At 73.2% G+C, this 20956-nt stretch carries 19 protein-coding genes; 11 read left to right on the top strand and 8 right to left on the bottom strand.

The window, feature by feature from the left end; translation table 11 throughout:
* Positions 1 to 1347: DUF5691 domain-containing protein (locus I3F58_RS22580; RefSeq protein ID WP_240110487.1), on the top strand; the 1347-nt coding region annotated here is incomplete at its 5' end.
* Between the two features lie 233 nt (positions 1348 to 1580).
* Here the strand turns inward: I3F58_RS22580 and I3F58_RS22575 are convergent.
* On the bottom strand, positions 1581 to 1994 hold the full coding sequence (locus I3F58_RS22575; protein WP_240110486.1) for a cobalamin B12-binding domain-containing protein: 414 nt from the start codon (positions 1992 to 1994) through the stop codon (positions 1581 to 1583).
* Positions 1995 to 2324: 330 nt separating this feature from the next.
* On the opposite strand from I3F58_RS22575, the gene I3F58_RS22570 reads away from it, so the two are divergent.
* Positions 2325 to 3146, top strand: coding sequence for an alpha/beta fold hydrolase (locus tag I3F58_RS22570; RefSeq protein ID WP_240110485.1), 822 nt, complete (start codon positions 2325 to 2327; stop codon positions 3144 to 3146).
* Between the two features lie 224 nt (positions 3147 to 3370).
* Positions 3371 to 4909, top strand: a complete 1539-nt coding sequence (locus I3F58_RS22565; protein WP_240110484.1) for a M23 family metallopeptidase — start codon at positions 3371 to 3373, stop codon at positions 4907 to 4909.
* Positions 4910 to 5011: 102 nt separating this feature from the next.
* On the opposite strand, the gene pcrA is transcribed toward I3F58_RS22565, so the two are convergent.
* Positions 5012 to 7504, bottom strand: coding sequence for a DNA helicase PcrA (pcrA, locus tag I3F58_RS22560; RefSeq protein WP_240110483.1), 2493 nt, complete (start codon positions 7502 to 7504; stop codon positions 5012 to 5014).
* 360 nt (positions 7505 to 7864) lie between these two features.
* On the opposite strand from pcrA, the gene I3F58_RS22555 reads away from it, so the two are divergent.
* Positions 7865 to 8704 carry a C40 family peptidase gene (locus tag I3F58_RS22555; protein WP_240110482.1) on the top strand — a complete coding sequence of 280 codons (840 nt, stop codon included), beginning with the start codon at positions 7865 to 7867 and terminating at the stop codon, positions 8702 to 8704.
* A gap of 194 nt (positions 8705 to 8898) precedes the next feature.
* Here I3F58_RS22555 and I3F58_RS22550 read toward each other — a convergent pair whose 3' ends face one another.
* A complete protein-coding gene (locus I3F58_RS22550; RefSeq protein WP_240110481.1) occupies positions 8899 to 9252 on the bottom strand; it encodes a hypothetical protein in 354 nt (117 codons plus the stop codon).
* Between the two features lie 572 nt (positions 9253 to 9824).
* On the opposite strand from I3F58_RS22550, the gene I3F58_RS22545 reads away from it, so the two are divergent.
* Positions 9825 to 10940 carry a C40 family peptidase gene (locus I3F58_RS22545; protein ID WP_240110480.1) on the top strand — a complete coding sequence of 372 codons (1116 nt, stop codon included), beginning with the start codon at positions 9825 to 9827 and terminating at the stop codon, positions 10938 to 10940.
* Between the two features lie 9 nt (positions 10941 to 10949).
* Here the strand turns inward: I3F58_RS22545 and I3F58_RS22540 are convergent, their stop codons facing one another.
* Positions 10950 to 11663: a response regulator transcription factor gene (locus I3F58_RS22540; RefSeq protein WP_240110490.1), complete on the bottom strand. Its 714-nt coding sequence runs from the start codon at positions 11661 to 11663 to the stop codon at positions 10950 to 10952.
* Positions 11664 to 11976: 313 nt separating this feature from the next.
* Positions 11977 to 13275 (bottom strand): ATP-binding protein, encoded by a 1299-nt coding sequence (locus I3F58_RS22535; protein ID WP_240110479.1) that lies wholly within the window; start codon positions 13273 to 13275, stop codon positions 11977 to 11979.
* A gap of 203 nt (positions 13276 to 13478) precedes the next feature.
* Here I3F58_RS22535 and I3F58_RS22530 point away from each other — a divergent pair, with 203 nt between their 5' ends.
* Together I3F58_RS22530 and I3F58_RS22525 are read left to right on the top strand one after the other, a co-directional pair.
* A complete protein-coding gene (locus I3F58_RS22530) occupies positions 13479 to 14852 on the top strand; it encodes a PspC domain-containing protein (RefSeq protein ID WP_240110478.1) in 1374 nt (457 codons plus the stop codon).
* The gene (locus tag I3F58_RS22525) at positions 14839 to 15108 is read left to right on the top strand and encodes a hypothetical protein (protein WP_240110477.1); all 270 of its coding nucleotides are present in this window, start codon (positions 14839 to 14841) and stop codon (positions 15106 to 15108) included. Before I3F58_RS22530 ends, I3F58_RS22525 begins: the two co-directional genes overlap by 14 nt.
* Here I3F58_RS22525 and I3F58_RS22520 read toward each other — a convergent pair.
* Positions 15009 to 15512, bottom strand: coding sequence for a DoxX family protein (locus I3F58_RS22520; RefSeq protein ID WP_240110476.1), 504 nt, complete (start codon positions 15510 to 15512; stop codon positions 15009 to 15011). The genes I3F58_RS22525 and I3F58_RS22520 overlap by 100 nt on opposite strands.
* A gap of 157 nt (positions 15513 to 15669) precedes the next feature.
* Positions 15670 to 17268, bottom strand: a complete 1599-nt coding sequence (gene guaA, locus I3F58_RS22515) for a glutamine-hydrolyzing GMP synthase (protein WP_240110475.1) — start codon at positions 17266 to 17268, stop codon at positions 15670 to 15672.
* Positions 17269 to 17609: 341 nt separating this feature from the next.
* Here guaA and I3F58_RS22510 point away from each other — a divergent pair, with 341 nt between their 5' ends.
* Complete coding sequence (locus I3F58_RS22510) at positions 17610 to 17918, top strand: chorismate mutase (protein ID WP_240110474.1); 309 nt, start codon at positions 17610 to 17612, stop codon at positions 17916 to 17918.
* Between the two features lie 673 nt (positions 17919 to 18591).
* Positions 18592 to 19200, top strand: a complete 609-nt coding sequence (locus I3F58_RS22505; RefSeq protein WP_240110473.1) for a hypothetical protein — start codon at positions 18592 to 18594, stop codon at positions 19198 to 19200.
* On the opposite strand, the gene I3F58_RS22500 is transcribed toward I3F58_RS22505, so the two are convergent.
* Entirely contained in the window at positions 19184 to 19357 is a 174-nt protein-coding gene (locus tag I3F58_RS22500) for a hypothetical protein (RefSeq protein WP_240110472.1), read from the bottom strand. The two genes, I3F58_RS22505 and I3F58_RS22500, sit on opposite strands and share 17 nt — an antisense overlap.
* 145 nt (positions 19358 to 19502) lie before the next feature.
* On the opposite strand from I3F58_RS22500, the gene I3F58_RS22495 reads away from it, so the two are divergent.
* On the top strand, positions 19503 to 19754 hold the full coding sequence (locus I3F58_RS22495) for a hypothetical protein (RefSeq protein WP_240110471.1): 252 nt from the start codon (positions 19503 to 19505) through the stop codon (positions 19752 to 19754).
* The gene (locus tag I3F58_RS22490; RefSeq protein ID WP_240110470.1) at positions 19733 to 20737 is read left to right on the top strand and encodes a hypothetical protein; all 1005 of its coding nucleotides are present in this window, start codon (positions 19733 to 19735) and stop codon (positions 20735 to 20737) included. The genes I3F58_RS22495 and I3F58_RS22490 overlap by 22 nt, the downstream gene beginning before the upstream one ends.
* The last annotated feature ends 219 nt before the right edge of the window (positions 20738 to 20956 follow it).

The raw sequence follows: 20956 nt of genomic DNA, 5'->3' as shown, positions 1-20956 counted from the left end.
CCGCTGCCCGAGGCGGCCCGGAGACGGCTCACCCACCTGCTGGCCGACCGGGCCGGCGCGGGGCACGGCGGGGGCCGCCGGGGCACCGCGCCGGACCTCACCGAGCTTCTGCCGCAGTGGCTGGCCGCCGCGAACGGGTACGGCTACCGCGCGCCCGCAGCCGCGCTGCCCGCACTGCTGGACGCCGCCCGCGGCCGCACGGACCTGCGGCCACAGGTGCTGGCCTTCGCCGGGCCGCGCGCCCTGTGGCTGGCGCGGTTCAACCCGGAGTGGAAGTTCGCCCTGCGCGGCGGCCACGGGGGCGGAGCGGTTCCCGACCCGGCCGACAGCGGAGCCGTACGACGCCTGTGGGAGGAGGGCCTGTTCGCGGAGCGGGTCGCCGCCCTGGCGACCGTAAGGGCGCATGATCCGGCGGCGGCGCGGGACCTGCTGGGCTCGACGTGGGGCACCGAACGGGCCGAGGACCGGCTGATGTTCCTGGACGCGCTGCGGACCGGGCTGTCCGGGGCCGACGAGGCGTTCCTGGAGCGGGCCCTGTCGGACCGCAGCCGGAACGTACGGTCCACGGCGGCGGAGCTGCTGTCGGCGCTCCCCGCGTCGGCGTTCGCGGCGCGCATGGCCGAGCGTGCCGCGACCTGCGTGGGTCTGGACCGCACGGGGACCGACGTGACCGTCGCGGTGGAGGCGCCGCACGAGTGCGACGCGGGCATGCAGCGTGACGGTGTCGTCCAGAACCCGCCCGCCGGGCGCGGCCGCCGCTCGTGGTGGCTGGGGCAGCTCGTGGAGGCGGCGCCGCTCGCGGTGTGGCGGGAGCGGTTCGGGGGACGTCCGGCCGAGGAGATCGTCGCGCTGCCGGTCGCCGACGGCTGGCGGGCCGAACTGCACACGGCGTGGTGCCGTGCGGCGGTCCGGCAGCGGGACCCGCAGTGGGCGCGGGCACTGCTGGGCCCGGCGTCGTCCCCGGCCGAGCGGTCGGCGCTGCTCTCCACTCTGCCGGAGGAGGAACGGGCCGCGTGGGTGGCGGAGTTCATCGCGGGGAACGGACTGTCGGAGGCGTTCCAGCTGCTGGGGGCATGTGCGGTGCCGTGGTCCCGGGCGCTGGGGCGGGCGGTGGCCGACGCGCTCGACGACGCACGGGACGCGGGAAGCTATCCCTGGAGTTTCAGCGGGGTCATGGGCCTGGCCGAGCGCTGCCTGGACCCGGCCGAAGCGGACCGTCTCGCCCCGTTGACGTCCGCGTCCGGCGCGAGGGCGTCCGGCGCGGACACCTACTGGAGCGAGGCGTTCCAGCGCCTCGTCTCCACGCTGCGGCTACGCGCGGCGATGCACGCGGAACTGGCGCCGTAGCGCCTCAGGCGGTTTCCCCCGGCCCGCCCCTGCCGGAGCCGGGTGCTGCCGCTCCCGGGCCTCGCTGTCGCGCCTTCGCCGCCTGTCCGCAAGCTCACCCGGAGGGGGTACGCCCGGACGGGCCGGCGGTCAGCCCGTCCGGCGCTCGGGGAGCGCGGGCAGGGGGAACGAGGCCCGCGCGGCGAACCCGCTCGGGGGGTCGGGGCACAGCCCCGGGCGGCGCCCCGGCAGGTTCACGCCTCAGCCGGGTGGCGGACGTTCGCGTTGACCCAGTCGACGATGGACGCCGTCGTCGCCCCGGGCGTGAAGATCTCCGCCACGCCCTTCTCCTTCAGCGGTGCGATGTCCGCCTCCGGAATGATCCCGCCGCCGAAGACCAGGATGTCCTCCGCGTCCCGCTCCTTGAGCAGCTCGATGACCTTGGCGAACAGCGTGTTGTGCGCACCCGAGAGGATCGACAGACCGATCGCGTCCGCGTCCTCCTGGATCGCGGTGTCGACGACCTGCTCGGGCGTCTGGTGCAGACCGGTGTAGATCACCTCCATACCGGCGTCCCGCAGCGCCCGCGCGATCACCTTCGCGCCGCGATCATGGCCGTCGAGCCCCGGCTTCGCGACCACCACACGGATCGGACCGGTCACACCCATCACTGCCTCCAGATGCGTCCCCCGTACTTGAGCGCCGGGGAGGTGAACGAACGTTATCTACAGCATCCCGCACCCGACAGTTTCGCGGTGGTGAGGGAGGGGGAAATCACACGTGGACATGTTCGCTCGGCGTCGCACCCGATACGGCGGGCCCAGGCACCGTCGGGGCGAACGCACAAAGGAGCCGTGACGAGGTCGGCGTATCCCCGTGCCATCAGCCGCATGGCACGGCGGTACGACCGATCCCCACCCCTCGTCACCGGCGCCGCCTGAGGGCATACGGGGGGTCGGAGCCGCCCTCCGTATGCCGTTCGCCCAGGAGGTCCGCCCATGCCAGCCCCGCTTCTCGCGCTGCCCTCACACCTCCCCCCGGCCAAGGCGGCCGTCCTGGAGCTGACCGTCCTCGCGTTTCACCTGCTCCTCTACCCCACCGGGGTGACCCAGGAGCGCCACGCCCCGGCCGGGCCGCCGCCCCCAGGGCCCGGCGCCCCGGGGCCCGGTATCCCGCGGCCGGCACCCCCGCCCGTCGTCCTGCTGCACGGGTTCGTCGACAACCGGTCCGCCTTCGTCCTCCTGCGCCGTACTCTCTCCGGGGCCGGGCGGCGGGTCGAGGCACTCAACTACTCCCCCTTCACCCGGGACCTCCGTACCGCCGCCGAACAGCTCGCCCGCCATGTCGAGGACGTCCGCGCCCGCACCGGACACACCCGGGTGGACCTGGTCGGACACAGCCTCGGCGGCCTGGTCGCCCGCTATTACGTGCAGCGGCTCGGCGGCGAGCGGCACGTCCGTACGGTGATCACCCTCGGCACCCCGCACCACGGCACGTCCGCCGTGCCGCTCCTCGGTGACCTGCACCCGCTCGTGCGCCAGATACGGCCCGGCTCCCGCCTCCTGCGCGAGCTGGACGCGCCGGCGCCCGGCTGCCGCACCCGCTTCGTCACGTTCTGGAGCGAGCTGGACCCATGGATGGCCCCGGCCGAGACCGCGTGCCTGAACCATCCCGACCTGCTGGCCGTGCCGGTCCGGGTGACCGGAATCGGCCATCTCGCGCTGCCGGTCCACCCCGCGGTGACCGCCCGTGTCCAGGAGGAGCTGGCAGGGCCGTCCACGGCCCTGGGTGGAGGTTCCGCTTCCGTGTCCGTGGCGTAAAGACGCCGCCATTTATCGAACACGCTTCGAACGTACCGCCAAGGCTCCGTGTGCGCTCCGCCGAAAGGCGGCCGAATGCCCGTTTCCGCAGGGCGCAAAACCGGCGGAAGATTGTCGGTTGCGCGTACCGCCGGGTACAGTCGCGCCCACTGCTTCCCCCTCTGGGGCGTCCTCCGGGGGCCGTGCCCAGACCTTGTCCTGCTGCCGAGGCGAGAGAGAAGTTGGTGAACGACCAGCACCCCCACGCCGGCTACACCGGTGACAGCACTTACGCCACGGGCAGCCACCACACGGGCACGTACGAGACCGGGGCGTACGCCACCGGAACGTACGACGCCGGGGCCTACGGCACCGGTTCCTACACGACGCTCGACGACTCCGCTTCACACAGCGGCTATTACGACCCCGGACACAGCGGGCAGTACGACTCCACCGCATGGAACCCGGCCGCCGACCAGCAGTGGGACTCCACCGCCTACACCGGCCAGTGGGACGCGAACGCCTGGAACCAGGCCCACGACGCCCAACAGGCCGATGCCTCGCAGCAGTTCGCCACGACCTCCGGGTACGACGCGACCGGCCAGTGGTACACCGGCGGGCTTGAGACCGGCGCCTACGACGCCACGGCCTGGGCTTACGCCGCCGACACGGCCGACGCTCCCGGCGAGGCCGGCCCCGCGCACGACACGCACGAACCGTTCGTCCCGGAGCAGTACGACTACGCGTCCGCCGACATGCAGGGCATCTCGGAGACCGGCGCCGAAACACCGGACTCCGAGATGCCGGAACCCGAGCAGGCGGACGCGGACCTCTCCGAACCGGACGGCCCCGTCGCCGAGTTCGAGGGCGGCTTCGACGGCGACCCGGCGGCCGGCCATCTTGAGGGGGGGCACCCTGAGGGCGGTTCCGAGGAGGAGTCCTACGAGGAGGACCCCTACGAGGGAGAGCCCGTCATCACCGCCGGGTCCCCGCCCCGCGAGCCCGCCGCCCGGCCGACCCGCCGCGCAGCCGGCAGCCGGGGACGACGCCGCACTCCCGCCAAACGGTCCGCGCTGCTGACCGTGGCCGTGCCGTCGGCGTGCGTCATGGGCGTGGCCGGCATCGCCGCCGCCTCGGTGAGCGGCCTGACCGGCGGGGCTCCGAAGAAGGAGGAGCCCTCGACGGTCGCGGCGGACAGCCCGACCGCCGTGAAACCCGACGTCGCCAACAAGGCCCTGGACACCCAGCTTCTGGCTCTCGACAACGGCGCCCGCGACTTCGGTGACCGCGCCAGCCGCACCCAGGAGCGCATCGACCTCAAGGAACGCCAGGAGGCCGAGCGCAAGAAGCGAGCCGAGGAGGCCGCGCGACGCGAGGCGATGCGCCCGAAGTTCGCCGTCCCCGTCGACCTGCACAGGCTCAGCGCCCGGTACGGTCAGTCCGGCATCAACTGGATGTCCCTGCACACCGGCATCGACTTCCCCGTCCAGTACGGCACACCCGTGAAGGCGGCGACGGACGGCACCGTACGGACGCAGTGGAACAGCGCGTACGGGAACATGGTCATCGTGACCGCCGCCGACGGCACCGAGACCTGGTACTGCCACCTCAGCAGCGCGAAGATCCGCTCGGGACCGGTCAAGGCGGGCGATGTCATCGCCTACTCCGGCAGCTCCGGCAACTCCACGGGCCCCCACCTCCACTTCGAGGTCCGCCCCGGCGGCGGAGCCGCCATCGACCCGGAGGCCTGGCTGCGCGGCAAGGGCCTCAGCCCGACGGGCTGACGCTCGCAGGACGGTCCGGGCCCGGCGCCGTACCGGCCCCGGGCCCGCAGCAGGCACCCGCCACGCCCCCGGACGGGCGTGGCCGGCGCCGTCGGCCGCCCCCTACAGCTTCTCCACCGGTGCGTACCGCAGCAGCAGCCGCTTCGGCTTCGCGTCGCCGAAGTCGATCGTCGCCTGCGCGTCGCCTCCGGAGCCCGTCACCGCCATGACCGTGCCCAGCCCGAACTGGTCGTGCGTCACCCGGTCGCCCACCGCCAGCGCGATCACCGGCTTGTCCGTCGTACGACGGGTCGCGAAGCCGGACGGCCCCGACCGGGCCCGGTGCGCCGCGACCCCCGACGCGGGCGTACCGCCGGACCGTCCGCCACCCGCCGACGGCGCGGCCGTGCGCCCGGTCCGGCGCCAGGCCAGGTGCTGCTCCGGGATCTCCTCCAGGAACCGCGACGGCGGGTTGTACGCGGGCTGCCCCCACGCACTGCGCATCGTGGACCGGGTCAGATACAGCCGCTCGCGCGCACGGGTGATGCCGACATACGCCAGGCGGCGCTCCTCCTCCAGCTCCTTGGCCTGGCCGAGGGCCCGCATGTGCGGGAACACCCCGTCCTCCATGCCGGTCAGGAAGACCACCGGGAACTCCAGGCCCTTGGCGGTGTGCAGGGTCATCAGCGTGATGACGCCGTCGCCCTCCTGGTCCTCGTCGGGGATCTGGTCCGAGTCCGCGACCAGCGCGACCTGCTCCAGGAACTCCGCGAGCGTGCCCGAGCTCTCGCCTTCACCCCGCTCCTGCTCGAACTCCAGCGCCACCGCCGCGAGTTCCTGGAGGTTCTCGATCCGGGTCTCGTCCTGCGGGTCGGTCGACGCCTGGAGCTCGGCCAGATAGCCGGTGCGCTCCAGGACCGCCTCCAGGATCACGGCCGGGCCCGCGCCGGACTCGACGACCGTGCGCAGGTCGTCCATCAGCTGGTTGAACCGCTTCACCGCGTTCGCGGAGCGGGCGGCCATCCCGTACGCCTCGTCGACCCGCTTCAGCGCCTGCGGGAAGGTGAGCTTCTCCCGCAGGGCGAGGGCCTCGATCATGGCCTCGGCACGGTCACCGATGCCACGCTTCGGCACGTTCAGGATGCGGCGCAGCGGGACGGCGTCCTCGGGGTTGGCCAGAACCCGCAGGTACGCGAGGACGTCCCGGACCTCCTTGCGCTCGTAGAAGCGGACCCCTCCGACGACCTTGTAGGGCAGGCCGACGCGGATGAAGACCTCTTCGAAGACACGGGACTGGGCGTTCGTCCGGTAGAAGACCGCGACGTCTCCGGCCTTCGCGTCGCCCGCGTCCGTCAGGCGGTCGATCTCGTCCGCGACGAACTGCGCCTCGTCGTGCTCGGTGTCCGCGACGTACCCCGTGATCCGGGAACCCGCCCCGGCGTTGGTCCACAGGTTCTTGGGGCGGCGGCTCTCGTTGCGCTCGATGACCGCGTTGGCGGCGGAGAGGATCGTCTGCGTGGAGCGGTAGTTCTGCTCCAGCAGGATCGTCGTCGCGTCCGGGTAGTCCTCCTCGAACTGGAGGATGTTGCGGATGGTGGCGCCGCGGAAGGCGTAGATGGACTGGTCGGCGTCACCGACGACGCACAGCTCGGCCGGGGGCTGCGCCGGGTCGTCGGCCCGGCCCACCAGCTCCCGTACGAGGGTGTACTGGGCGTGGTTGGTGTCCTGGTACTCGTCGACGAGGATGTGACGGAAGCGGCGCCGGTAGTGCTCCGCGACGTCCGGGAACGCCTGGAGCAGGTGGACCGTCGTCATGATGATGTCGTCGAAGTCCAGCGCGTTGGCCTCGCGCAGCCGGGCCTGGTACATGCGGTACGCCTCGGCCAGCGTCTTCTCGAAGCCGTCGGCGGCCCCGTCCGCGAAGCTCTCCTCGTCGATGAGCTCGTTCTTGAGGTTGGAGATCTTGGCGCTGAAGGACTTCGGCGGGAACTTCTTCGGGTCGAGGTCCAGGTCGCGGCAGACCAGGGCCATGAGCCGCTTGGAGTCGGCCGCGTCGTAGATCGAGAACGACGAGGTGAAGCCGAGCCTCTTCGACTCGCGGCGCAGGATGCGGACGCACGCACTGTGGAAGGTCATCACCCACATGGCGCCGGCGCGCGGGCCGACGAGCTGTTCGACGCGCTCCTTCATCTCTCCGGCAGCCTTGTTGGTGAACGTGATGGCCAGTATCTGCCCCGGGTGGACGTCCCTGGTCGCCAGCAGGTGCGCGATGCGGTGGGTGAGCACGCGGGTCTTGCCGGAGCCCGCACCGGCCACGATGAGCAGCGGCGAGCCGGTGTGGACGACCGCGGCACGCTGCTGCTCGTTGAGCCCTTCGAGCAGGGCGGCGGGGTCCACGGCGGGGCGCGGGGCGCCGTTCCGGTAGTGGTCGTCCCGCTGCACGTCCGCCGGGTCCGGGGGCAGGTCGAACCGGCCCTCGAACAGGTCGTGCGGGACCTCCTCCGGGGGCGGGGTGTCGCCCTCGAAGGCCTCGGGCGGCGGGGGCTCCTCCGAGGCCGAGGCGTGGTTCCCCTGGAGGTCCGCCAGGAAGCTGTCGTCAAAGAGGCTGCTGCTCATCGCCTCCCGAGTCTAGGCCGCCCCACTGACACCCCGAGCCGGTTCCGGCCTCCTGGCCGGAACCCGAGACGGCCCTCACATCACGCGACGCTCCGGCGACCGCCTGCCGCGACCACGCCCCGGACGCGGAAAGGTCACGGAAATGTATCGGGCATATCGAACATCATCCTTCACAACGCCGCCACAGGTTGGCTAGCGTGCCGACCAAGCGGCCGGTCCTCCCCCCGCGGCGCTCCTCCCTCCGGTGCTCCGCGCCGACGACCGGGCCGCCGTCCCCCTGATCCGGCCTGCCGCCGCGTGGCCGCCCGCCCGCCCACGGCCGGCGGCGTCGCGGCGGTCCATGGAAGGAGATGCCGACCCTTGGCGTCGCATCGCAAGCCGCGCACCATCACCACCACCGCTGCCGCTGCCACGGCCGCACGTACGATCCCGGCGGCCCTCGCCTCCGTCACGCTGCTGTCCCCGCAGAGCGCCCTCGCCGCACCCGCCGCTCCCGAACCGACGGTGGAGGAGGTCCAGCGCAAGGTCGACGACCTGTACCGCCTGGCGGGCACCGCACAGCAGCGCTACGTCAGGCCCGCAGCCCCCGAACCCTCGCTGCCGCCCCGGGCGGACGAGGCCCAGATCATGGACCGCCTCACCGACCGGGAGCGCCGGGCGGTCACCCACTTCCAGTCCCGCCGGACCCAGGCCGCGCAGCAGCAGCATCAGCCGGAGCGGGAAGCCCCCGAGGCGGCCGGCCTGCGCACCGGAAAGCTCACCGTCCAGGCCAAGCTGGCCCGCGCCCGCACGCTGCTGGAAGGGCTCGCGCTCCCCGGTCCCCCCGAGGAGGACCGCGCCGCCAAGGCCGAGGAGGTACTGGCGTTCGCACGGGCCCAGATCGGCAAGCCGTACGTCTGGGGCGCGTCGGGCCCGAGTTCGTACGACGGACCGGGCCTGGCCCAGGCCGCGTGGAAGGCGGCGGGTGTGGCCCTTCCCCGTGCGGCGGGAGAACAGGCGGAATCCGGGCGTCCCGTCACAGCCGACGAGCTGCTGCCCGGTGACCTGGTGTTCTTCCACAAGCACGAGGACGACGGCCTCGGCGTGGGCGTGCACACCGGCAACGGCACACTGATCCACGCGCCGAGTCCCGGCACGACCGTCCGCGAGGACCCGCTCTCCGCCCTGCCGTCCCTGTACACGGCGGTCCGGCCGGCCTGAGCGCCCGCTCCTCGAGCGCCGGAGGGGCCTGGCCCGGGCCCGTCCGGCGCGGGACGCACGCAGTCCCCCGGCCTGTCCGGCGCTTGAGGACGAGCGGCGTCAGGCCGCGACCGCGGAGGATCGGGGGCAGCGCCCCCGATCCTCGGAAGCACGGCCCGCCGCGCCGTGGCGACGCGCGGGGGCGGACCCGCCGGTCACGTCCAGAGCGTCGCGATGAAGACGTTCGCCACCGTCAGCCCGCCGACCGCGCCGAACACCCCCTTGCCGACCCGCTCCTCGTCCCGCTTCACGTACACCAGCGCCAGGATCACCACCAGCACCGCGAGCTTGACGCCGATCTTGACGTGGTTCAGCTCCGCGCCCTGCCCCTCCCTGAGGCCGACCAGGGCGACGCCCGTCACCAGCATGGTGAGCGCGCCGTGCAGCATGGCCGGCACCATGCGGGCCGTGCCCGCGCCCATGGCCTTCATCTGGGTCAGGAAACCGCCCAGGAGCGAGCCGATACCGATGACGTGCAGGGCGACGAAGACATTGATCAGGACGTCCATGCCGGGGAGCCTATAGGCCCTGTTCGAATCGCCGGAGACCGCCCTCCCTCCGCCCGCGCACCCCGCCTGCCCGGCCCGGGACCGGCACCCGGAGCGGCGCCCCGGGCGGCCCCGTAACCGCCCCCGGAGGCAGCAGGCGTCAGCCACCCGCCGTTCCCCGGGCCGCCCGCCGCGCGGCGGGAGCCGGGAGCCGGGACGGCCCCGCCCGGACTTGCCGCGCCCTGGTGACCGCGCTCCGGGCCATAGCATCCACCGCCCACGGACCCGGCGGCTTTACCCGCAATGATCACGGCTGATGTGGAGGCAGTGATTCCGGACGCCCTCTTCCGATCACCGGTGACACCTCGTCGCTCATCCGCGGGCAATAGCGATCGCCCCCGCACCCCGCCCCGGCCCCCGGGCCTAGCGTCCTCCCCCAGGCGGCCGCTTCCGTCTCACCGACCAGCCACGCACCCACCCGGCCTCCCCGTCCCCCGTCCCCCAGCCCGCCCCGCAGCCCCGCCACCACCCGAACCGTTTCTGCACGCCGTGCCCCACCCCGTACGTACGCAGCGAAGGAAGTGACCACCCTCGTGGCAGCGCACCGGAAGCCCAAGCAGCGCCCGCTGACCGGACAGGCCGGCCGAACGGCCGCCACCCTGGCACTCGCCGGGGCGGCCACCGCCACCGTCTTCGAGGGATCGGGCCATGCAGAACCGCAGCTGACCAGCGCCGAGGTCAAGGCCAGGGTGGACAGCCTGCACCACGAGGCGGAGCTCGCCACCGAGAAGTACAACGGCGCCAAGGAGAAGGCCGAGCAGGCCGAGGAGCGGCTGGACGCCCTGCGCGACGAGGCCGCCCGCCGCACCGGCCGCCTCAACGCCGCCCGCGACGCCCTCGGCAGCACAGCGGCCGCCCAGTACCGCTCCGGCGGAGTGAACCCCGCCTTCCGGCTCGCCCTCACCGCCGACCCAGAGTCCTATCTGCGGGGGGCGGCCCTGTCCGAACGCGTCGGCGCCCGCCAGGCCGCCGCCGTGTCGTCGATCAAGGGCCAGCTGGTCGAGCTCGACCGGCTGCGCCGCGAGGCGGACGACCAGGCGCGTGAGCTGAAGGCCCGGCAGGACGAGCTGAACCGGCACAAGACGACCGTCCAGCACAAGCTCGGCACCGCCGAGAAGCTGCTGGCCCGGCTCACCGCCGCCGAGCGGGCCGCGTACCGGGCGGGCCCGCACGCACACGGCGAGGGCACCTCGGCCCGCCCCGGCGCCGCACCCCGTACGACCCGCTCCGGGCGTGCCGCTCTCCCCGAGCCCGGCACCACCGCCCAGGCCCAGGACGCCGCCTCGCGGGCGGACGCCTCCGGGCGGGCCGCCAAGGCGGTGGCCTTCGCGTACGGGGCGATCGGCAAGCCGTACCGGTGGGGCGCGACCGGCCCTTCCTCGTACGACTGCTCGGGCCTCACCCAGGCCGCGTGGCGGGCCGCCGGAGTGGCGCTGCCCCGGACCACCTACAGCCAGATCAACGCGGGCCGACGCGTCGCCCGCTCCCAGCTCGCCCCCGGTGACCTGGTGTTCTTCTACTCGGGGGTGAGCCATGTCGGGATCTACATCGGGGACGGCAAGATGATCCACGCACCCCGTACGGGCTCCAGTGTCAAGATCGCGTCCATCGACGAGATGCCCTGGGCGGGCGCGGCCCGCGTGGGGTGACGCGACGCGTCAGACCAGCCTGCGGGCCGTGGCCCAGCGCGTGAGTTCGTGCCGGTTGGAGAGCTGGAGCTTGCGCAGCACCGCCGAGACATGGGACTCGACCGTCTTCACGGAGATGAACAGCTGCTTCGCGATCTCCTTGTAGGCGTACCCCCGCGCGATCAGCCGCAGCACCTCGCGCTCCCGCTGGGTGAGCCGGTCCAGGTCCTCGTCGACCGGCGGGGCGTCCGTCGAGGCGAACGCGTCCAGCACGAAGCCCGCGAGGCGCGGCGAGAACACCGCGTCGCCCTCCTGCACCCGGAAGACCGAGTCGACCAGGTCGGCGCCCGTGATGGTCTTGGTGACGTAGCCTCGGGCCCCGCCCCGGATGACGCCGATCACGTCCTCGGCGGCGTCCGAGACGGACAGCGCCAGGAACCGTACGGGCCGCTCGGCCGCCGACATCAGCGGGGCGCAGCGGCGCAGAACCTCGACTCCGCCGCCGCCCGGCAGGTGCACGTCCAGCAGGACGACCTCGGGGCGGGTCGCGGTGATGACGGTGACCGCCTGGTCGACGTCGGCCGCCTCCCCGACGACCTCGACGCCGGTCTCCTCCGTACGCCCGATCTCGGCCTGGACACCGGTACGGAACATCCGGTGGTCGTCGACGAGCACCACCCGCACGTGCCGACCCGCGCCGCCGCCGTCTCCCGTGCCCTGCTCCAGCCTCTCCTGACCGGTCATCCGCCCGTCCCTCTCCTCACTCGTCATCCGCCGCCGCCTTCCTCTCGGCCGGGCCGTCCCCGCGGCCTGCTCGCTCCACCCGGCCGTCCCCACGTCCGACGCCCCGGCCCGGCCCCTGTCCGACCGCGCCCGGGGATGCCTGCCCGACGGCCGTCCTCCCGACGGCCCGCCCCGGATCCCCCGGCCGCGTCCGTCTGCCGGTGACGCCAACGGTACGCACCCGGCGCCCGCATGCCCCCGCCGCTCCCGCCACCGTGCCGCGCACCCCGGCCGCCCGGCCCGCCGACGGCGCCCGTCACCGGCCCCGCTCCCGTCACGGGCCCGGCTCCTCCGCCCGTTCCATCTCCAGCTCCACCTCCGTGCCCTCCCCCGGGGCCGAGCGGACCCGGGCCGTGCCGCCGTTGCGCTGCATGCGGCCGATGATCGACTCGCGTACGCCCATGCGGTCGGCGGGAACGGCCCCGGGGTCGAAGCCCGGTCCACGGTCCCGCACGGAGACGAAGACCGTACGGCCCTCGACCTCGGCGTACACCTGGACGGGGCCACCCACGCCACCGTACTTGGCGGCGTTCACCATCGCCTCGCGCGCGGCCTGCATCTGCGCGGCCAGCTTCTCGTCGAGCGGGCAGTCGCCCACGACCACCACCTCCAGGGGGACACCGTGCTTGTCCTCCACCTCGGCCGCCGCCTGGCGCACCGCGTCCGCGAGGGTGGCCGGCTCCTCCGCCTCGTCCTTGCCCGTGCCCTCCGGCTTGTACAGCCAGGTGCGCAGCTCCCGTTCCTGCGCCCGGGCCAGGCGCCGCACCTCGCCCGCGTGGTCCGCGTTGCGCTGGATGAGCGTGAGGGTGTGCAGGACGGAGTCGTGGACGTGTGCGGCCACTTCGGCGCGCTCCTGCGCGCGGATGCGCATGGTCCGCTCCTCGGACAGGTCCTGCGACATCCGTACGAGCCAGGGCCCGGCCAGCAGCGCGATCCCGGCGAGTACGGCGAGCGCCGCCGTGAGCGCCGTACCGAGCTGCGCCGCGGAGCCGCGCACCACCAGGAACACGGTGAGGCCCAGCCCCACGAGCGCGACCCCGGTGAGGCCCCGGGCCAGCTCGAACAGCCGCTTGCGGCGCCCGGAGTCGGTCCAGCGGGCGCGCCGGGCGTTGTCCGCCTGCCGCCAGACGAGGACGACACCGACGCCGATCAGCAGCGCCGGCCACACGTACCGGTTGGCCTGGCCGCCCAGGTCGAGGCTCCTGATGAAGACCGACATCCCGACGATCAGCGCGACCAGCGCGACGACCTGTCCCGTGTCGGGCTTGCGGAGCCTGCGCCGCCCGTCGGGAGTGGTCTCGAACAGGGTGCGCTGCTCGGCCGAACGCCCGCCGACGCCGAGCGGCACGGCGATCCAGAACGCCGCGTAGAGGAGGACGCCGAGCGGCCCGTCGGACAGGAAGAGCCCGAGGAACGCCAGCCGTACCCAGACGACGGGCAGCCCCAGGTGCCCTGCGAGGCCCCGGGCGACACCGCCGAGCATCCGCCCGTCGGCGCTGCGGTACAGCTTGCGCGGGGCGGACTCGTCGAGCGCGGCGGCCGGTTCGGCGGTCGTGCGGGCGGCGGCAGGCATGTACCGATGGTCACACGGGCGGGGGCGGCGGAACATCAGGGTGTGCCCTGACCCGGACCCTGAGACAGCAGGGAACCGCCGGGGCCCTTCCAGACCCCGGTTCCCCCGGAGGGCCCCCCGGGGGAACCCCCGACCGGAATATCAGGGACCGGCCAGGGTCTCCACCGGTCCCGCGACGCCGTACGGACCGTCACCATGTCCCTATGACACCTGCGACGCAGCCCGGAACGGGCACCTGGGCCCCGAGGGAGCCGGAGCAGCCCCCGCCGCCGCCCCTGCGGCGCACCCCGCGCCAGAAGATGATGGCGGGCGTGTGCGGGGGCCTGGCCCGGCACTTCGACCTGGACCCGGTGGTGTTCCGGGTCGCGACCGGAGTGCTCGCGGTGGCCGGCGGGATCGGTCTGATCTTCTACGGCTTCGCCTGGCTGCTGATCCCCGCGGACGGCGAGGAGGAGAACGAGGCACGGCGGCTGCTGTCCGGCCGGGTGAGCGGCTCCTCGCTGACGGCCGTGCTCATGGCGCTGGTCGGCTGCGGCCTGTTCCTGACGATGCTGAGCGCGAACGGCGACGCGGTGGGCTTCGCGATCGTGCTGTCGTTCGCCGTGGGCGGGGCGGCGGTGTGGTCGCAGCGGCGCCACCAGGCGGCTGCCGGTGCCCAGGCCCAGGGCGGGCCGGGCGTCGGGCAGGTCCCGGGCCAGGCGCCGGGGACCGCGTCGGCGGCCGGTCCCGGGACGGGGCACATGGCGGCGCCGGACGCCCCGCCGGAGACGAAGGCGCCGCCCCCGCCGGACGCTCCGTCGTGGTGGCGGGACCCGATCGTCAAGGACGGCTCGACGGGTCCGGTCCCGGTCGGCTACCTGTGGGGCCCGCCGGACCAGGCTCCCTCCGAGTGGCCGGAGCCGCGGGGGCAGTGGGGCGCCGGGGCCGTGGCGGTCCCTCCCGCAATGCCACGGGCCCCGCGCTCCATCGGAGGCCTGGTGTTCCTCCTCGCCCTGGTGGCGGGCGGCATCGGCACGGCGGCGGCGTGGGATCTGCAGCCGCTGGGGACGAGCCTGCAGATCGGCCTGGTCTGCGCGCTCATGGTGTTCGGCCTCGGCCTCGTGGTCAGCAGCCTGGTGGGCCGCACGGGCTTCGGCACGCTCTTCATGACGGTGACGACGGCCCTCCTGCTGGCCGCGGTGTCCGTCGTACCGGCCGACATCAGCACGCAGTTCACGCGCACCGAGATCGCCCCGGCGTCCCTCACGGAGCTGCGGCCGCACTACGACCTGGCCAACGGCGACGTGACCCTCGACCTGGACGCGCTGAAGGTACCGGCCGGTGAGACCACCACGGTCTCGGCCGACCAGGCGGCCGGGCGCCTGCGGATCGTCGTCCCCCGGGACGTGACGGTGAACGCGCACGTCGAGATGGGGCTCGGCGCGGTACGGCTGACGGACGAGCACGACGTCGGGGGCACCGACCTGAAGGTGACCGAGACCCTGACCCCGCCGGCGGGGGTCACCCCCGGCGGCACCCTGGATCTGGACGTGGAGGCCGTGTTCGGCCTCGTGGAGGTGACCCGTGCGGCGTCATGAGTTCCGGCCCGGCAGGCTGCTCGCGGGCGCCACGGCGCTGGCGGTCGCCGTGGTGTACGCGGCCGACGCCGCGGGCGACCCGAACGTGCCCTGGTTCGCGGCGTTCCCGATCCTGGTCGGCGGCCTGACGCTGGCGGCGATCGCCTCCTTCGTCTCCTACCGGGTACGGCTCCGTCGTCGCCGCGCGGCGAACAGGGCGTCCAGCGACAGCAGGGGCGCCCCGGCGAGCACCAGCGGCAGCCAGGCCATCAGATAGGCGAGGTCGTTGCCGAGGTAGTACGGGTCGGCCTGCCAGCTCACGGTCAGCCACAGGCTCAGCGAGAGGCACGCCCCGCCGAGCGCGGCGACCCGGGCGAACAGCCCGGCCAGGGTGCCGAGCCCGACCGCCAGCTCCCCGAAGGCCATCGCGTACCCGAACCCGGCCGGGTTCTTCAGGGCCAGGTCGACCAGCCACGGCACGGCCGAGGTGTCCCGCACGCCCCGCATCACCTCGCCGATGGAGCCGGTGCCCTCGGCCGCGAAGAACCCCGGGTCGGTCAGCTTGTCGAGCCCGGCGTACACGAACGTCACACCGAGGAACACCCGCAGCGGCAGCAGCGCGTACCGGGCCGCCGCCTCACGCAGTTCGTCCCGCCGTCGAAGATCTCGCCTGTCCGTCACTCTCTCCCCCTCGCTCACCGCCGCCCGCCCTCTTGCGGTCCGGCGGCCTCAGAGCAGATACGTACGCGGCGGGCCGCCCGTTCAACCGCGAACGGCGAAGCCGCCGCCCACTCGGAGTGGACGACGGCTTCGGCGCGCGTGCGGGGAGACCCGGAGGTCACTCCCACTCGATGGTGCCCGGGGGCTTGCTGGTCACGTCCAGGACGACCCGGTTGACGTCCTTGACCTCGTTGGTGATCCGGGTGGAGATCCGCGCGAGCACGTCGTACGGCATGCGGGTCCAGTCGGCGGTCATGGCGTCCTCGGACGAGACCGGCCGGAGGACGATCGGGTGCCCGTAGGTCCGCCCGTCGCCCTGGACGCCCACGGAGCGCACATCGGCCAGCAGCACGACGGGGCACTGCCAGATCTCCCGGTCGAGCCCGGCGGCGGTCAGCTCCTCACGGGCGATCGCGTCGGCCTCGCGGAGCAGGTCGAGCCGCTCCTTGGTGACCTCGCCGACGATCCGGATGCCGAGCCCGGGCCCCGGGAACGGCTGCCGCTGCACGATCTCCTCCGGCAGGCCCAGCTCCTGGCCGACCATCCGGACCTCGTCCTTGAACAGCTTGCGCAGCGGCTCGACGAGCTGGAACTCCAGGTCCTCGGGCAGCCCGCCCACGTTGTGGTGGGACTTGATGTTGGCGGTGCCGGTGCCGCCGCCGGACTCCACGACGTCCGGGTAGAGCGTCCCCTGCACGAGGAACTCCACCGGCTGGTCGCCGGGCGCCTCCGCGATGATCTCGGCCTGGGCCTGCTCGAAGACGCGGATGAACTCGCGGCCGATGATCTTCCGCTTCTCCTCGGGGTCGCTGACCCCGGCCAGCGCCTCAAGGAACCGCGCCTCGGCGTCGACGACCTTCAGCTGGACGCCGGTCGCGGCGACGAAGTCCTTCTCGACCTGCTCGGTCTCGTCCTTGCGCATCAGACCGTGGTCGACGTACACGCAGGTGAGCTGGTCACCGATGGCCCGCTGGACGAGCGCGGCGGCCACCGCCGAGTCGACGCCGCCGGAGAGCCCGCAGATGGCCCGCCTGGTGCCGACCTGCTCGCGGATGAGGGCGACCTGCTCGTCGATGACGTTGCCGGTGGTCCAGGAGGGCTCGATGCCGGCGCCGCGGTAGAGGAAGTGCTCCAGGATCTGCTGGCCGTGCGTGGAGTGCATCACCTCGGGGTGGTACTGCACGCCGTACAGCTTCTTCTCGTCGTTCTCGAAGGCGGCGACGGGCACCACGTCGGTGGACGCGGAGACGCTGAAGCCCTCGGGCGCGGCCGAGCAGGCGTCCCCGTGGGACATCCACACGGACTGCTCGGCGGGGGTGCCCTCGAAGAGCGTGGAACCGGTCCTGCTGACGTGCAGCGGGGTGCGGCCGTACTCGCGGGCGCCGGTGTTGTCGACGGTGCCGCCGAGGGTCACGGCCATGAGCTGGAAGCCGTAGCACATGCCGAAGACGGGAACCCCGGCCTCGAACAGCGCGCGGTCGAGCCGGGGTGCGCCCTCCTCGTACACGGAGGACGGACCGCCGGAGAGGATGATCGCCTTCGGGTTCCTCGCGAGCATCTCGGCCACCGGCATGGTGGACGGCACGATCTCGCTGTAGACCCGGGCCTCACGGACGCGACGGGCGATGAGCTGGGCGTACTGCGCGCCGAAGTCGACAACGAGGACTACGTCCGGGCTGCTGTCGGGCGAGGCGGCGGCGGGGGTCGCTGGTGACACTTCGGCGGCCTTCCGGCGGTGGGAGAGGGTCGGTATTGGCCAATTCTACCGGCGCGCGAGCGGAGGCTTTCGTCTCACCATCCGAACACGGACGGGCGCGGACTGGCCATACGGTGACACGCGCCCCCATACTGACCCCCATGTTCACGCACACGACCCACGTCTTTACCTATGGCACCGGCTGGTCCGGCTGCCATGGTCGTGCTGCTGCGTGAACAACCGCTGACAGCGACTTCGACAGGCGCCCCGGGCCGGCCAAGGCCCGGGGCGCCTGTTCGTTTCAGTCCGCCGGAGGCCGCAGCAGCCGGATCCCCGGGCTCAGATCAACAAGGAGCCCCACCATGACGACGACCACCCCCCTTGCCGCAGCCTCCGCCGCCGACCAGACCGGCGCCCGCACCCCCGACGCCGCCGAACTGATCGCCGGAGCCCGCGAACGCATCGACGCGCTCGACGACCGGATCATCGGCCTGATCCAGGAGCGGATGGCGGTGTCGGCGGTCATCCAGGACGCGAGGATCGCGTCGGGCGGGCGCCGGGTGAACCTGACGCGCGAGATGGAGGTGCTGGCGCACTACCGGCAGGCGCTGGGGAAGCCGGGCACGTCGGTGGCGATGACGCTGCTGGAGCTGAGCCGAGGCCGCGTCTGAGCCCCTCCGCGGCCCGGTCTCACCCGTACGGCGCGTGACCCACACCACACCTGCTCGTTGGATGCAGTGGATCCGTTCCAGCCAGGTGCGGACCGGAGAGAAACACCCACGCGTGGCTCCGCTGGAGCGTGTGGCGTATCGGCAGATGCGCCGTGGGACCACGTTCCAGCGTGCGTGACCGGACGGCAGGGGACAGCAGCCCGGTCACCCGAAGAGCGGTCGGTTCCGGGGACGCCCGGAACCGACCGCATCGACCAGACATCCCCGTTACCCGGCGCTCCGCTCTCCCCCTCCCACCCGAGCGCCCCTTCGGCCCGGGCACTCCCCCCGCTACCGGCGCCGACCCCGAGGGCCCTGCGGTCCGCCTCCCGAGGCGGACCGCGGGGCCCTCGGGGCTGCGTACGGAGCACACTCCTCCGCAGACGAGATCCGGCCAGATCCGCACACGCGTCCGACACACCCCACGCCCCGCGCGCACAACGGAGATCGGGCAGGACGCAGGATCGCAGGGTGGCGCTTTCAGCCACCGGAGCCCGAAAGGAACTTGGGACTCCGCGAGCACCGGGACAAGAGTGACCGGCGGGTGAGAGCGCTGCCGACCTGAAACACAGCACTCCCGCCACACATCACCATCACCTGTCATGCTTCGACCACATTGGGGGAACCAGTGGCCATGACCATGCGCCCGGGGCGGCGCGTCATCACATCCATATCGGCGGTCACGCTCGCCGCCGGAATCGCCTTCACCTCCGGCGGCGTCGCCGCCGCGGACGGCCCGCTCCCGGGGGACACCGAGGGCACGGACACGACGGAGGTCGTCGAGATCGCGGAGCCGGACCGGCTGCTGCCGACCGGGGACGCGGTCCTCGGCGCTCAGGAGCTGGGCGGGGCCACGGAGGCGCCCGGCGCCGCGGGCGTCCTCAGCGCCGCCAAGCGCCTTCCGTACCTGTGCAGGGCCTCGGTGGACTACCCGCACAACTCGCACACCACCAAGGGCACCATCAACGTGCACTTCGACACCAAGTGCGGCCAGGTGGCGCCGAACCTCTCCACCGAGGGGACGCTGTCCCGCTCCCGCTGGTACGGCTGGGAGCACCTGAGCACGGGCAAGGGCCGCAAGAAGAACACCAAGAGCCTGCGCGTGGTGGCCCCCAAGGGCTGCAAGAAGGGCACCTGGTACCGCTACAAGGGCCAGGCCCGCTTCTACGTGTCGGGCTCGCAGGGCAAGGGCTCGGCGCACGTCTACAACCAGAACGACAAAGAGATCAAGTGCACCGGCTGACACGCCGGTCGGCCAGGGCGGCGGCGGCCTCCGCTGCCGCCGCCCTGCTCGCCTCCTGCACGGCTCCTTCGTCACCGTCCCCGTCACCGTCACCGGAGCCGTCCAGCCCCTCGGCCTCCGCCCCAGGGCGACCGGCAGCGCAGGAGTCCGGCACCACGCGCGAACTCCCCCTGGTGGCAGGGGCATGGGGCGAAGGCCGGCACAAGAAGCCCCCGCAGAGGCTGCACTGGCCCGCTCCGCGGCCGGAGGCGCCCCTCAAGGTCACCGTGACAGCGACAACGCCCCCGTCGTACGCGTCCTTCATGGTGCACAGCAGGGTCGACGGGTCCGGGATCCCGGACGAGGACACACGGCGCCAGAAGGTCCTGGCCTGCGGGGCCGGGATCACTGATCCTGGCTGCCGGATCACGGACAACAGAGACGGTTCGTTCACCATCGAGGTCCCGGGCACGCCGCCGCCGGGCCACCCGTACCGGGTGCTGTACGTGCAGTGGGCCCCGGACCGTCCCGGCACCGAGGAGACCTGGGCCTCATGGCAGCTCCCCACCGGCTAGGCACGCCGCCCTCCGAACCATCAGCCCTGGCGGCCTGGGCCCTGTCCCGCCTGGCGGCGACGGCGGCCGAGGACGTACGGGCGGACGCGGTGGTCGAGTACACCCGGGCGCCCCGGGCGGCGGACGCGCGCCTGGGCGGCCGGTACGGCACGTGGACGCCGGGCGGCGGGAAGCCGGAGGAGACCTTCCGCCTCCGCGGCCTCTCCTCCCGCGACCTCCGGACAGAGGACGGTGACGAGCCCTGGGCCGTCCTGTTCGACCCGGCGAGACTGATCCGCGCAGTGGGCGGGGTGACGGACGCGCGCCGAACCCCCGAGGAAGTGGAGGCGACCCTCACCCCCACCCCCTGGTTCGCCGCCCCCACCGACCCATGGCTCCCCCCGGCCGCGCACTCCCTGACCGTACGCATCGACCCGGCGACGGGCTTCCTCCTGAGAGCCACGCTCAGCGACGACCAGGGCGAACTGGCAACCGCCCGGGTACCGGCCCTGTCCCTCAAGGAGCCCCCCGCCACCACCGCGTCCTCCGCCGCCACGACCCTGGCCCGCATGGCGAGAACTCTGCTGGAACCGACAGCGCTGACGGCCGGGGTCCGCATCCAGGCCGAGACACACGAGGACCTGGACTACACCGCCGTCCCCTCCCCCCGCACATGGACGGTCTCCACCGGCGCGGCCACCCTCACCATGAGCGGCGCCTACGAACCGGACCGGACAGGCCCCCGGGCCGCCCGCCTGGCCGAACTCCTCACCCCGGCCCGCATCGTCGCCCACCTGGCGGACGTACGAGCGACATCCCCCACCTCCATCAGGTCCACCGTCCGCCCCCTCCGCACGTTCCCCTTCAGCGCCTGGGCCCCGGACGAGGACGTGACCTGCCACTTCCGGGTGGACCCGGCAACGGGCGTCCTCCTCGAAGCGAAGGCGACGTCGACAGACCACACCCTCTTCCACCACGTGGTCACCTCCTTCACCCGCCGGTGAGATCCAGATCAACTGGATCCCCCGGCTGCCATATGGGATCGCCCATGTCGACGGTCGGCGGGGGCTGCGGCGGCGCGGGGGGCGGGTTGGGCCCCCGGTTCGGGTTCTGCGGCACGACCGTCGCGAGCTGCGGCGGCGCAGACTGCTGTGCGGCGGGAGGCCGCGTGGTCGGCTGAGACTGGGCGGGCTGTCGTGCAGGTTGCGGGGAGTCCTGCCGTA

This window comes from Streptomyces sp. MUM 203J (genome assembly GCF_022414595.1).
GTDB lineage: Bacteria > Actinomycetota > Actinomycetes > Streptomycetales > Streptomycetaceae > Streptomyces.
Note: the sequence above shows the minus strand (reverse complement) of the source record. Positions and strands in the feature narration are given on the sequence as shown.

Coding starts and splice junctions, on each gene's coding strand:
- I3F58_RS22575 (WP_240110486.1), bottom strand. CDS start 1,994: ATGGGTGTGACCGGTCCGATCCGTGTGGTGGTCGCGAAGCCGGGGCTC.
- I3F58_RS22570 (WP_240110485.1), top strand. CDS start 2,325: ATGCCAGCCCCGCTTCTCGCGCTGCCCTCACACCTCCCCCCGGCCAAG.
- pcrA (WP_240110483.1), bottom strand. CDS start 7,504: ATGAGCAGCAGCCTCTTTGACGACAGCTTCCTGGCGGACCTCCAGGGG.
- I3F58_RS22550 (WP_240110481.1), bottom strand. CDS start 9,252: ATGGACGTCCTGATCAATGTCTTCGTCGCCCTGCACGTCATCGGTATC.
- I3F58_RS22540 (WP_240110490.1), bottom strand. CDS start 11,663: ATGACCGGTCAGGAGAGGCTGGAGCAGGGCACGGGAGACGGCGGCGGC.
- I3F58_RS22535 (WP_240110479.1), bottom strand. CDS start 13,275: ATGCCTGCCGCCGCCCGCACGACCGCCGAACCGGCCGCCGCGCTCGAC.
- I3F58_RS22530 (WP_240110478.1), top strand. CDS start 13,479: ATGACACCTGCGACGCAGCCCGGAACGGGCACCTGGGCCCCGAGGGAG.
- I3F58_RS22510 (WP_240110474.1), top strand. CDS start 17,610: ATGACGACGACCACCCCCCTTGCCGCAGCCTCCGCCGCCGACCAGACC.
- I3F58_RS22505 (WP_240110473.1), top strand. CDS start 18,592: ATGACCATGCGCCCGGGGCGGCGCGTCATCACATCCATATCGGCGGTC.
- I3F58_RS22495 (WP_240110471.1), top strand. CDS start 19,503: ATGGTGCACAGCAGGGTCGACGGGTCCGGGATCCCGGACGAGGACACA.
- I3F58_RS22490 (WP_240110470.1), top strand. CDS start 19,733: ATGGCAGCTCCCCACCGGCTAGGCACGCCGCCCTCCGAACCATCAGCC.